The sequence below is a fragment of the Gemmatimonadaceae bacterium genome (assembly GCA_036496605.1).
Classification (GTDB): Bacteria; Gemmatimonadota; Gemmatimonadetes; order Gemmatimonadales; family Gemmatimonadaceae; genus AG2.
In genome coordinates, this window is the sequence record DASXKV010000030.1 from 26,127 (window position 1) to 38,505 (window position 12,379).

At 63.7% G+C, this 12,379-nt stretch carries 9 protein-coding genes; 4 read left to right on the forward strand and 5 right to left on the reverse strand.

What is annotated here, in order from left to right; translation table 11 throughout:
* Positions 1-20 precede the first annotated feature (20 nt).
* From VGH98_10200 to VGH98_10215, 4 genes are all read right to left on the reverse strand, one after another.
* Positions 21-581 (reverse strand): nitroreductase family protein, encoded by a 561-nt coding sequence (locus VGH98_10200; protein ID HEY2376332.1) that lies wholly within the window; start codon positions 579-581, stop codon positions 21-23.
* Positions 582-604: 23 nt separating this feature from the next.
* A complete protein-coding gene (locus tag VGH98_10205; GenBank protein ID HEY2376333.1) occupies positions 605-1,393 on the reverse strand; it encodes a L,D-transpeptidase family protein in 789 nt (262 codons plus the stop codon).
* A 121-nt stretch (positions 1,394-1,514) separates the two neighbouring features.
* A complete protein-coding gene (locus VGH98_10210; GenBank protein ID HEY2376334.1) occupies positions 1,515-2,759 on the reverse strand; it encodes a RagB/SusD family nutrient uptake outer membrane protein in 1,245 nt (414 codons plus the stop codon).
* A gap of 11 nt (positions 2,760-2,770) precedes the next feature.
* A complete protein-coding gene (locus VGH98_10215) occupies positions 2,771-5,824 on the reverse strand; it encodes a SusC/RagA family TonB-linked outer membrane protein (GenBank protein ID HEY2376335.1) in 3,054 nt (1,017 codons plus the stop codon).
* Between the two features lie 240 nt (positions 5,825-6,064).
* Between VGH98_10215 and VGH98_10220 the strand changes: the two genes are divergently transcribed.
* The 4 genes from VGH98_10220 to VGH98_10235 are packed head-to-tail and all read left to right on the forward strand — an operon-like array spanning position 6,065 to position 10,596.
* Complete coding sequence (locus VGH98_10220) at positions 6,065-8,272, forward strand: M1 family aminopeptidase (protein ID HEY2376336.1); 2,208 nt, start codon at positions 6,065-6,067, stop codon at positions 8,270-8,272.
* 25 nt (positions 8,273-8,297) lie between these two features.
* Positions 8,298-9,044: a hypothetical protein gene (locus tag VGH98_10225; GenBank protein HEY2376337.1), complete on the forward strand. Its 747-nt coding sequence runs from the start codon at positions 8,298-8,300 to the stop codon at positions 9,042-9,044.
* 13 nt (positions 9,045-9,057) lie between these two features.
* The gene (locus VGH98_10230; protein HEY2376338.1) at positions 9,058-9,816 is read left to right on the forward strand and encodes a hypothetical protein; all 759 of its coding nucleotides are present in this window, start codon (positions 9,058-9,060) and stop codon (positions 9,814-9,816) included.
* Between the two features lie 33 nt (positions 9,817-9,849).
* Positions 9,850-10,596 carry a hypothetical protein gene (locus VGH98_10235; protein HEY2376339.1) on the forward strand — a complete coding sequence of 249 codons (747 nt, stop codon included), beginning with the start codon at positions 9,850-9,852 and terminating at the stop codon, positions 10,594-10,596.
* 102 nt (positions 10,597-10,698) lie between these two features.
* Here the strand turns inward: VGH98_10235 and VGH98_10240 are convergent, their stop codons facing one another.
* Positions 10,699-12,354 carry an alpha/beta hydrolase-fold protein gene (locus tag VGH98_10240; protein HEY2376340.1) on the reverse strand — a complete coding sequence of 552 codons (1,656 nt, stop codon included), beginning with the start codon at positions 12,352-12,354 and terminating at the stop codon, positions 10,699-10,701.
* Positions 12,355-12,379: the final 25 nt, after the last annotated feature.

Consider the following 12,379-nt stretch of genomic DNA (forward strand, 5'->3'; position numbering starts at 1 on the left):
AGCCAATTGCCTCGTTGGGCTCAAGGGCGCCAGGTCGTGAACCCAGCCGCGGGCTCCCGCTTGCGTGGCGCGGGCTGCTCGGCCGGCTCGCCGACGTTCACGATCGCGACGATCCGCTCCGTCTCGCCGACGCCGACCGCCGCGCGCGATGCGGCGTCGATCATGACGCCGCCCGTCTTGATGTGGGTGCCCAGCCCAAGCGCAACCGCCGCGAGCGCGAGGTTTTCGATCGCCATCATTGCCGCGGCGTAGTCCTCCTCGCGGGTCTCCGGATTCTCGTTCACGACGACGGAGACGGCGATCATGCACGGCAAGTCGCGGTGCTCGCCGGCGATCGTTTCGCGCAGGGTACGAGCGGCCCCTTGATCCGGGAGCTTCCGCGCCTTCCGTTCGCCGAGCGCGAGTCCGTATGCATAACGAGATTCGGGGCCGAGGACGTAAAAGCGCCACGGCCGGGTGAGGCGATGATTCGGAGCCAGTATCGCGGCGTCGAGGAGTGTCTCGATCTCCTCTCGTGTAATCGCACGGCCGGTGAATCTCTTGATGGAACGGCGGTGTTCGATGATCTCAGGAATTGCCATGCATGGAAACTATCGGGCTGACGCTATGGCAGCGCCCACGTGCCGCGAAGGCGATCGTACGCGCTCCGTGGCAACTGCACGAGAATGGGAAGGGCGTCGGGATCGAGCCACGCCAGCATCTCTCGCATGACGTCGGACCGAAACGCCGTGCAGCCAACCGTGCTGCCGTCTGGCCCGGGCCAGATGTGGAGAAAGATGCACGAGCCACCACCGACCTCGCGGCCATTCGCGTTATGCTCGACCACGACGCCCAGACTGTAGAGCGAGTCGCGGCGATGCATGTCTTCGGCGCTGTGCCAGTCGATCGCCGAGCCGCGCGCAGCGAGCAGCATCTGATTGTAGTGCACGGAGGCCGCATCGTCGACGCACTTGTACGCATCGGTGGCCTGGGTGTACGGCAACTTGATCCACGACACCGAATCTTTCGGCACATAGCCGAACGCAGACGTCAACCGAAAGACGCCAGCCGGTGAACGCTGATCCCCTTCGTGTTTGATCGGTCCCGGCTCTCCCGGACTGCCCACGCCATGCATGCCGTCGCCCCAACCGAGTCCAGCTGAGCCCACGACGACGGGCACCTCCGGCCCAACCTGCCGCCAACTCGAGCGGACGCCGTCGCGAACGTAGCGGCGCATGACGCCGGGAACGGAAGTCCAGTCGTCGGTGACGACGACGATCATCTGCAGCGAACGGCTTGTCGGACCCGCCTCGTGGGACGAAATCGGTGACGGGGCCGTCGCAATGCGCGGCGATTGACAAGCAGCGATGGCGATCGTGGAGATCGCTAAGATGACAAAGCGGAAACTCGGCATGATCAATCTGTAATGTGGCCAACCGGCATAGGCCAGTCACGCGATCGAAGAAGCGCGACGCGGCCGACGCAAGACGCACCGGCCGCGATTTCCGAGAGTGAGAAATCTCTAACGGACGCGATCAGGGATTGAAGTTCGGATTCGCGCTCGTCTCTTGCGGTGGAATCGGTGTGCAGAGGTTGCTGCCGAACGTCGGCGGATTCTTGCCGGGGAAGTAAGTGTTTGCACCGTTGGCCTCGGTCAGCACGGCGGTCACCGGGACCGAGGGATTGCGGCGGAGATCGCCCAGTTTCTTCCCCTCGAGCCAGAAGTCACGCGCGCGCTGATTGAGCAGTTCACCCATTATCGACAAGGTGTCCGTCGCTCCAGCATAGGTTCCCTGTCCGCCGACGGCGCGACGCGCATTGATGAGCGTAATCGCGGCCGCGGTGCTATTGCTGCCGTGAATCGCTGCTTCCGCCGCGATGTACTGCGCTTCGAGCGAGGACGCGAGTCGAATCTGATCGCCGTACGTGTTGTACTTCGCCTGGACGACGTACGCAACGCCATTGAGCGTCGATCCCGGACGTGTGCTGTCGGCGGGCATGCGCGGATCGCCCGTCCGATAGAGCTTCGGCGCGACGATCTGTGCTTGAGCCGTGATCCTGAAGAACTGATTGCCTAACGTTCCCTGGGTGCTGACGTTGGCGCTCGTGATCACGTTCGTGGAAAAGCTCGGCGGGACCAGGGCGGCCGTCTGACTCGCGTGCGTGTAGTCGCCCTTTTGCAGGTAAGCGCGCGCGAGACCGACGTTCGACGCATTCACGATTGCAGCGCCCGGGGAACCGGCGGCAGTCGCAACCGTCACGGCAGTCGTGAAGCGCGTGATCGCCGAGTCGATCAGCTGCGCATCGCTCAACTGCGGCCCACCTTGAATGACGCCGGCGCACGCCGACTCGGCCATGAGCTCGAGCGCGAAGCCGAGGTTCATCGATGCGCGCGCGAGATTGACGTCCGACGCGGCACCAGGCCCGCCCTGCAACGCGCCAACGGCATTCTCGTTTGACGCGATGGCGAGACTCAATGGCGCGAAGAAATCCGCGTTGATGTCGTCGGTCGATGCGAACGTACGTGCGGCGATTCTATTTTGTTGAAGCCGCGCGGCGCCACTCCAGAGCTCTTCCGAGATCAAGCCGCCGTAGAGCGCGACGCTCTGAAAGGCAATGAAGAAGTTGGTCTGCGCCGAAAGCGACAGTGTCGTGCCGTCAGCGTTGGGGTTGAAGGTGGCAGCGTCGATCACGGACGGATTCGAGACGTCCATGTTGCACCCGGCCGCTCCCACGACGCCAGCGAGAGCCACTGCGATCGATAGAGATCTCTTATTCATGGCTCTGATCCTCAGAACTGGAGGTTGAGGCGGACGATCCAACGGCGCGCACTCGGCACCGTGAACTCTTCGACCGAGGGAAACTGCCGCTGACCGCCGTTCACGGTATTGGCTTGCAGCTCCGGATCGGGACCGTCGAATGCTTTGTTCTTCCAGATGTGCAGGTTGCGTCCGCCGACAACCAGCGATGCGCCCGCTGCGCGCACGCGCTGCGCAAGCTCGTTCGGCAGGTCGTATGAGAGCGACACCTCCTGCAGCCTAACGAAGTTGGTCGGCTGCAAATACCGGTCGAGCACGAGCGGGACGGACGCACCACTCGGCGTCTTGAACGGACCCGAATGGGCGATCAGCTCCGTCTTGCTGTAACCGCCCTGGTCTGCAGGCAGGTTCAATCCCGCGCTGGTACCGGTGAGATCCTGATAGAGCGGAGTGACGTTGAGAAGCTTCGCACCCTGCTGATGGGTGATGAGTCCGTAGAGCCGGAAGTTTCGGAAGAGCGTAAAGGTGCTGCTGAAGTTCGCCGTCAGCGTCGGGAACTGCGGGCTCGTATACACCGGCGTGCCCGTCACCGTCGCAACGCCGGCGAGGGTGTCGATGCTCGTGATCTGGCTCGAGTACCACGACGCGAGTGGCTTGCCGATCACGTAGCGATACGTGAGATCGGGGCTGATCTCGGACTGCGCCGGAATCGTTATTGGACCGAGGCTGACCAGCTTGTTGTCGAGCGTCGCGCCGTTCAGTGCCGCATCCCATCGCAGGTTGCGGCGATCGATGGGCGAGGCGTGGAGAGTAAACTCTATACCGCGGTTGTCGACCTTTCCCGCGTTGATGTAGGGATTGCTCGTGTACGCCAGAGACGGCGCGAGTGGATTGAGCAGGAGCAGATCCGACGTGCGCTTGTCGAAGAAGGTGAGCTCGATGCCCGCGCGCTCGTGGAAGAAGCCCGCGTCGAAGCCACCCTCGAACTCCGTTCCTCGCTCCGGCTTGAGATTCTGATTTCCTGGACTTGCCTGAACGACGCCGGGCCCGACGCCGCCGGACGGCGTGACGTAGGTGAATGGCGCGTACGTCCGGAGCGAAGCGCCTGGGTCGGGTGAGCGCCCCGTCGTACCGTACGCGGCTCGGAGCCGGAACGTCGAGATCCCAGGTGCGATGCGCTGCCAGAAGGGCTCCTGCGACAGGACATACGACGCACTCACCTTCGGCAGGAACAGTGAGCCGAAGGCGCTCCCGAATGCGGAGTTGCGGTCGACTCGCGCGCCGGCCTGCAGGAAGAGCGTCTGGCCGAAGGACAACTGCTCCTGCGCGAGGAGACCGAGCGACTTTGCCTGGCTGTACGTCTGGTGCGACTCGTTCGTCGCCGCGGAGGAGACGAGGTTGGACGAGTTGGTGGCGAGACCGATGCCGATGCCGGCCAGATAATTCGTGACCGTGTTGATGTACTGACTGCCAAACGAGAAATCCGAGGCGATGTTCTTATCGCGACCGAAGGCCGTGTGGATGTTCCCGAGGTAATCGACGGTGTAGATGTTGATCGGATTCTGAACGTCCTCGACGTAGCCGTTCGACTGATCGCCCGAGTACCAGTTCTGGCTGTTCTTCGGATAGAAGGTGACACCGTGCGTCGAGGATAGATCGGCGCCAAGCGTCAGGCGATTCGTGAACCAGGAGAATGGGCTATAGTGGACCTGCGTCGACGGCGTGAAGCGCATCGTCGTAAGCTCGTTCTGGACCGCCTCGAGCCCTGCCACGGGAGTGCTCAAACCACCACTGCGTGCTCCGTTCGACGCAACCTGCACCCCGTAGATATTGGAGAGGGCGTACTGCTGCGTCAGATAGCCGTAGTTGGCGTCGTCGCCGTCGGGAAGCCGGTAGTCGTTCCGGCTGAGCCCAACCGTGGCGTCGATGCCTAACGTGGGCGTCGTGACCCAGTTGAAGCTCGCGCGGCCCGTGCGCCGCTGCGTCGAGTTGTTGCGCGTCGTACCCTGTTCGTTGCTCGCGTCGGCCGACACGAAGTAGCCGAAGCTGTCGCCGCCGCCGCGCGCGTTGTAGTCGAGCGAGCCGAGATTGCCATTACTGAAAACGCCTTCGCGCTGGAGGGGATTGTCGGAGATGACGCTGCCGACGGTCTTGCCCTGGCAGAGTGGTGCGCCGCCGGCTCCGATATCCCCGGCGCCGCACGTACCATAGAGCGTGCGCGGCGTGAAATTCGGGGTGATCTGGTTGTACTCGGTCGTGATGTTCTGACGGAATTCGTGGGAGCCGAGGCGTCCTTTCTTCGTAATGATCTGAATGACGCCCGCCGACGCGTCGGCGCCATAGAGCGTCGAAGCAGCGGGGCCCTTCACGACCTCGATGCTCTCGATGTCGTCGGGATTGATGTCGTTGAGTGCCGTGACCGATTGGCCGCCGAGGATCTCGAGTCCGTGATACGAACCGACGTCGTTGCGCGAACCGCTGTACGCGCGAACACCATCGATGAACACCAGCGGCGCGTTGGACAGCGAGATCGACGCTGCGCCGCGGATGTTGATGCGAGGAGCGGTACCGGACGTGCCCGACGTCGTCGTCACGTTCACCCCGGCGACTCGGCCCTCGAGCACCTGCGTGAGCGTCGAGACGGGCGCCTGGGTGGTCACGGCGCTAGCGTCGATCGTCGCGACGACCGCGCCCTGCGCGGCGCGCGTCTGATTGCCGGCGGTTCCGGTGACGACGACCTCTTGCAGATTCACCGCCGAGGTCTGAAGCGCGAAGTCGAGCGTCAGGGTTTGCCCGTCGCTCGCGGTGATATTACGTGTGGTGGCGCCGTAGCCGATGCGTCGTGCGGTTACGACGTGCGCGCCACTCGGCACGCGTGTGATCCGATACGTGCCGTCTGGTCCCGTGCTGGCGCCGAGCTGCGTCCCCTGGACGGCGATCGTCACCGCCTCGAGCGGGCCGCCCGACTGCGCATCGGTCACCTTTCCGGCGATGATACCCGTACCCGCCTGTTGCGCGCCGACTGCCGTGGTGACGACACTGGTCGCCGAGAACAGCATCGCCGCAAGCCATGTGCGACGTCTCATCGTGGTCTCCTCGTGGTAGAAATCGGCGTGGCCGCCAATGGTACGGACAAATTAGAGTTGGTACCGCGGGCCCGTAAGAGGCACGTCGAGTGGATTCCGCCGCGATCCAAGGGAGAGCACTAATTCGGGACGCGGGCCGCCGGACGGACTGGTGAGAATGCCGCGGCGCGATCAACTTAGCATTTGTCCGTACGAATGTACACCTTCCGTTTCGCGCGCCCGACCAACCAGGAGCACCGCGTGCCGAGTCCAGGCTGTCTCTCTCGTTCCCGTGCGTTGGGAATCGCCCTCGCGATTTCCGCTGCGAACGTCGCAACCCGTCCCCTGCGTGCACAGTACGTCGGCGCCCCGACACCGGACTCGCTCGCGCACCTCATACTCGCGCGATTCGCGACGGGTTCCATTGCGGCGTTCGACAGCGTGTATGGTGACCCACTCGGCCGGCGTGTCATGCACACGGCCGTCGAGCGAGCGAGCAGCCGCGACGGTGGACCGGGACGCGTTGTGTGGTCGTCCACGGATCGTGCCGTTCTCCTGCTCACGCCCGTCGTGCACGCCGGTCACGGGAGCGGGCTTTCGGCCGGCGGTGATGAGACGAACCAGGTCCGACGGCTCGCCGGCTACTACGAGGCGACGCGACGCGGCGGCGCGTGGTATCTCGGGCGTCAGCTCCCGCTCGACAGCGCGACCGTCATTCACACGCAAAAGATTCACGTTGCGCTCGACCCCGGACATCAGAGTCTCATCGTAGACACGCTCGATGCGACGGTCGGCAGTGCCTTCGGGCTCGCGCTACGACTCAACAATCGCGCGAAGCTTCAGGTCGTTCGGCTCGACGGCAAAGAGGTGGAGTATCAGCTCGCCGGAGGCGTACTGTGGATTGCCGCTCGCCCCGAGACCCATGCCCGCGTCGCGCTTCGATACGTGATCGCCGATGATGAGCGTCCTCTCACGGACACATCGGCGGCACCAGCGTTCGGAGCGCTCGAGAACACGGATGCCTGGCTGCCTTTCTTCAACTACGACAGCGGCAACGATTTCGCGGCGCTCACCGTGACGGTGACGATTCCAGCCGCGTACCAGCTGACGACGAGTGTGCCGCAGACGGACGCGGTGACGAACGGAGTCCGCACCATCCAGGGCGAGAGCATCCACCCGCAGTTCATTCTCAGCTTGATGTACGACAAGGATTGGAAGCGAACGACGTCGCGAATCGATGATTTCACATTCGAGACGTTCGTCACACCGAAGTTTCGCTTCTCGCACGATTCGCTCGCCAAGTTCGTGGCGCGAGAGTATCGACTGCTGACGCCGCGATTCGGCGAGCCACAGTGGCCGTCGCGCTATCTGGCGGTGGTGGAGAATCGGGTGCTACATGGCTCCGGATTCACCGTGCGGATGAACAACGCCGTCGTCGCCGGAGACAACGTGTTGCTCCTGGACGAGCCGGTCCTCGGGCCCTCGGCCGCCTTCGCGCACGAAGTGGCGCATGGATGGACGATGGACGCGAGCGGACCTGCCGCCAATTTCCTGCAGGAAGGATGGGCGACGTATTGTGAGTCGCTGGTGCTGGGCGATCTCTATGGTCCCGCCGCCAGGCAGGCAGTGTGGGAGCGACTCTACACGGCCTACATGGGAGGCCAGGATCGCGCCGGCTTTCAGGGCGGCTTCGAGGGGCGACAGACGCTGCTCGGCGATCCCGACAACGGCCGAATTCACTACTACAAAGGTTCGTGGATCTTTCATCAGCTCGAGCACGTACTGGGCGACAGCGCCTTCGATCGCGGGATGCGCGACTTCGTACGTCATGCGGGCTATGGACCGAACGGCTACGAGCAGCTCATCGCCGACATGAACAAAGCGTCCGGCCGCGACGTGAGCCCACTCGTTATGCCGTGGCTCATGGAGAAATACATCCCCGACGTCGATGCGCGAGTCGAAGGCGGCAAGGTGATCGTCACGCAGTCGCAGCCCACGCCACCCTTCGACTTGCCGCTCGACGTGGAGCTGACGACGGGCGCGGGCCTCGTGAGGCGTCCGGTTCACCTGACGTCGCGTGCCGACACGATCGACGTGACCGGTCTCGGTAGTGTCACCGAGGCGCGCGTCGATCCCGATCATCATTTTCTCATTCGGCGCCACTGGGGCGACACGGCGCGATTCGCGCTGCAGGCGCCCACGGCCCATACCGTCGAGCTGACGGGGAACTTCCTCGCGAAGCCGATCCCGGCGACGCGTGTCGGCGACGTGTGGACGGTGGAGCTGCCGCTCACCGAGGGTCGCTACGTGTGGCAGTGGCGCGTCGACGGCGCTTCGCCAACGGACGAGATGATCATCGCCGACTCGCGGCGTCCGACGGACCCGACGGCGCGCGTGGGCGTTCTCATCGTGCGGCCCGTTAGGCGACTGCCCTCTCCGCCGCGCACCGACACGTCATCTCGAAACTGAGCCTTTCCCTCCTTCCCTTCCTTCCATGGCCACTCTCTCCACATCGACGACGCGGCGCCTCGCGTCGCGCGCGTATCTCGTCGGCTGCACGCTGTTCGGCGTCGCCGGCATCGCCGCCTTCACGCGATCCGTCCAGAAGCCGCGGTTCGACGAGATCGACGTCCAGCGCATCAACATCATCGCGCCTAACGGCACTCCGCGACTGGTGATCTCGAACGCCGAGCGCGCACCGGACGCCATCATCGGCGGCAAGACCTATCATCGGAGCGGCCGGAACGAGGCCGGGATGATCTTCTACAACGAGGAAGGCAGCGAGAACGGCGGCATGGGCTTCAGCGGACACACCCGGGACGGCCACGTCTCGGCGAACGCTGGTTTCATGTTCGATCAATACGGTCAGGACCAGACGGTGGGCCTCACGTACGACGAGCAGGATGGCCGGCGGTCCGCCGGTCTTCGCGTGTGGGATCGTCCGAACCAACCGATATCGGTACTCGGTGACATGATCGAGCCGGTCAAGCAGATGGCGGATGGGCCGGAAAAGACGCGTCGCATGGCGGCTGTGCGCGATAGCGCGATCAAGCTCGGTCTCGCCGGCGCGCAACGCGTGTTCGTCGGAAAACAGAACGACAAGACGGCGACGGTCGTGCTCGCGGACGCGCAGTCGCGGCCGCGCCTGCGGATGGTCGTCGACTCCTCAGGCGCGGCACGAATCGAATTCCTCGATGACGCCGGCAAGGTTGTACGCACGCTCTCGGCGAGCGATCGCTAAACAGGAGACCCACATGGACGACCAGCTTCAACGCGAGATCCGGCGACTGCGCCGCACGAACGCCGTCGCGGTGGGCCTGCTGGTGATTGTCTCGGTGAGTGCGTTCGTACAGGCCAGACCAGCGCGGACGAAGTTCGACGAGATTGACATCGAGCGAATCAATGTGCGGGAGCCGGATGGGACGCTGCGGCTCACGATCTCCAACCACGCTCGGCTGCCCGAGGTCGTCGTTGGCGGAAAGTCGTATCCGCTGCGCGGTGGGACCGGTGTGAATTCGGCGGGACTGATCTTCTTCAACGACGAAGGGAATGAGGACGGCGGGTTGGTGTGGGCGGGAAGCAAGAATGCAGGGGGCTATCAGGCGTCAGCGGCTCTCACGTTCGACCAGTTTGATCAGGACGAAACGATCTCGCTGGAGTACGGCGACGAGAACCGGCGTCGTCAGGCAGGGTTGGCCGTGTTGGATCGTCCCGATGAGCCGATTCAGATCTTCGCCGAAAGCGCCATGGCGATACGGGCGATGCCGGATGGTCCGGCGAAGCAGGAGCGCGCGCGTCGTCTGCAGGAGTCCGCGATCGCCCGCGGCGCCGTGCCCGCGCAACGCCTCTTCGCCGGCAAGCGCCCCGACAAATCGTCGATGGTCATACTCTCGGATCGCAAAGGGCAACCGCGCCTTCGGCTGTCGGTCGATTCGTTAGGTACGGCCCGGATCGAGTTTCTCGACGACAGCGGACATGTTACACGCAGCCTCACCGGGAGCGACGCGCGCTGAGGTCGCCCCTGCACTCACCCACGTGGAGGATTCATGGACACGAAGCTCCAGCAGGACGTTCGATGGTTGAAGCTCTACGCGCTGTGCTCGACCGCGGCGTTCCTCGTCATCGCGCTCGCCGCGTTCCGGCGGCCGCCGACCAGCCAGAAGACCAAGTTCGAGGAGATCGACGTCGAGCGCATCAACGTCGTCGAGAAGGACGGCAAGCTGCGATTAGTGATCTCGAATCGCGACCGCTCGCCGGGCCCAATCGCGTACGGCAAACCGTTCGGCTATCCCGGCGGATCGCGGCCGGGAATGATCTTCTTCAACGATGAAGGATCCGAGAACGGCGGACTGACCTTCACCGGGAAGCAGGGCGCCGACGGCAAGTACGCCTCGACGGTACACATGTCCTTCGATCAATACAACGAAGATCAGGTGATCGTACTGCAGTACGCGGATGAGAATGGCGTGCAGCGGAAGGGACTGCAGATCCTCGATCGCGCCAACGTGCCGATTCTCGATCTCGTGAAGCAGCAGGAGGCGCTGCAGAAGATGCCCGCGGGTCCGGCGAAAGACTCGGCGACGAAGAAGTTCATGGAACCGCGCCCGGGCGAACCACTCGCCGCGCAGCGGCTTTTCGTCGGGCGCGATCCGAGTAAATCGGCCCTCGTGGTGCTGTCCGACAAGATGGGACATCCGCGGCTACGAATGTCCGTTGATTCGTTAGGTAAGGCGAGCTTGGATTTTCTCGATGCGAGTGGGAAGGTTACGCGCAGCATCGGGGAACAGCCGTAGTCATCGCGACCGCACCTAGAGTTCTCGGACCGTCGCTGGCATCTGGTAGCGGCAGCCATGCCGCCGCCAGCGACGGTCTCGGATATGACAGACAGAAGGAAATCAATAATTCCAATCCGTCGCCTCGCCCGGCGGTGTGTTCGCCTTGACGAAGGCGCCCGCGGTCCGCGCAAAACCCGCCCACGTCCAGGTGTGCCACGAATGGCCCTTCATCGGCCGGCCGAACGTGAACTCGGCCTCGTAATGCGGGTTCGTCGATGACTTGAGCATCTCCTGGAAATCGTAGACCGCGAGGTTGAGATAGAAGTCATCCATGTCACCGGCAAAGAAGTGCAGCTTGCCGACGAGCTTGGGGCCGAGCGTCGACCAGTTGCGCTGCGCGTAATCGCGGAGATCGAAACCGTGGTCACGCATGTACGCGGCCACGTCGTGGTCGATCTTGCCAGTGAGCTTGTCCCACAGCGGCTTTGGATAGCCATCGGCGCCGACGGGGCCATAGACCGCTTCCCACGCCTCGAGCTGGTACGAGGAGCGACCATGGCTGCCGAGTACCGCCTCGAACCTGCTGAGTTGGCGCATCGTCCACAGAACCTGCCCTTGCGTCGTGCGGCGGAAGGGCCGCTCGGCGGACATGAACTGTCCGAAAGGAATGGAGAACGCGTTCGAGTCGGCGTAGATGTTGGTCTGCTGATAGTGGCGGAAGTCGATCGGATCGGGCTGGAGCACGTAGGCGCCGCCGAAGAAGTCGGGATGCTGGAGCATCATCGCCAGCGTCTGCCAACCGCTCGTCGATGCGCCCTCGAGAACGCGACCGTACGGCTTTCGAATGATGCGAAACTGCTGCTCGATGGCCGGCATGACCTCGTCGACGATTGCGTCGCCATACGGGCCGTTGTTCGCCGAGTTTACAGAGTATGAATCCGGGAAGTATGGCGTCTGCTGCTCGAGGCTGATGGCGATGAGCCGCGGCATCGAGTCGGTAATCCATTGCTGGTAGAAGTCGTAACCACTCTCGGTGCCAGTGACTGGATTGATGGTCCCGCTGTTGCGCCCGGGCGTCGTCGAGAACTGGAACGGCGTGCCGTGGCCGAGCGTGTAGACACTCGGGTAGTACGTGTTCGGATGCTCGGCGTAGCCTTTCGGAAGGAGCACGGTGGCGTACACGTAGATTGGGCGTCCCCAGAACTGCGTCAGCTTCTGGCTCTGGATGCGTATGTGCTTCACCCACTCGGTGTCTTCCTCGCGCGGCTGCGCTTGCATGACGTGGGTCAAAGAGAGCTTGACGGTGCCGCCGTTGCCGACGTGCACGCGTTGCACGTCGCTGTAGAGATTCCCCGCCGCGATCTGGAAGGTCTCGATGTGCCCGTCATTGATCTGGACCCAGATCGTGTGACCGTCGGCGCGATGCACCTGGGTATAGACGTCGATCACCGCCTGCGCGTAGTAGTCGCCCTCGGGAAGGTCGGCGAGCGACGTCGGATAGCCAACGGCAGCATTGTCGACGATGGCGGTCTGCGCGGGCCGCAACTGATCGAGATCGATGCCGAAGACCGCCGGCCCTTGTGGCGAGGCGAGCAGTCGGGGCTCGGGCTGTGCGTTCTTCGAGAGAATAAGGATCAGCCGTCCCGTCAACGGAGCCGCGTGCGCGGCGGCGGCGAAGCTCACCTCGAATCGCGGCGGCGCCGCGGTGAGCGGCGCGACCGCCGTGAACGTGAAAACGAAAGCGAGCGGTGCGAGGAGGGAGAGGCGATGTTGCATGCGAGTCTCGCGTCAGAGGAACATC

Bases quoted from the DNA above. Each gene is read 5' to 3' on its own strand.
- VGH98_10200 (HEY2376332.1), bottom strand. From the start codon at position 581: ATGGCAATTCCTGAGATCATCGAACACCGCCGTTCCATCAAGAGATTC.
- VGH98_10205 (HEY2376333.1), bottom strand. From the start codon at position 1,393: ATGCCGAGTTTCCGCTTTGTCATCTTAGCGATCTCCACGATCGCCATC.
- VGH98_10210 (HEY2376334.1), bottom strand. From the start codon at position 2,759: ATGAATAAGAGATCTCTATCGATCGCAGTGGCTCTCGCTGGCGTCGTG.
- VGH98_10215 (HEY2376335.1), bottom strand. From the start codon at position 5,824: ATGAGACGTCGCACATGGCTTGCGGCGATGCTGTTCTCGGCGACCAGT.
- VGH98_10225 (HEY2376337.1), top strand. From the start codon at position 8,298: ATGGCCACTCTCTCCACATCGACGACGCGGCGCCTCGCGTCGCGCGCG.
- VGH98_10230 (HEY2376338.1), top strand. From the start codon at position 9,058: ATGGACGACCAGCTTCAACGCGAGATCCGGCGACTGCGCCGCACGAAC.
- VGH98_10235 (HEY2376339.1), top strand. From the start codon at position 9,850: ATGGACACGAAGCTCCAGCAGGACGTTCGATGGTTGAAGCTCTACGCG.
- VGH98_10240 (HEY2376340.1), bottom strand. From the start codon at position 12,354: ATGCAACATCGCCTCTCCCTCCTCGCACCGCTCGCTTTCGTTTTCACG.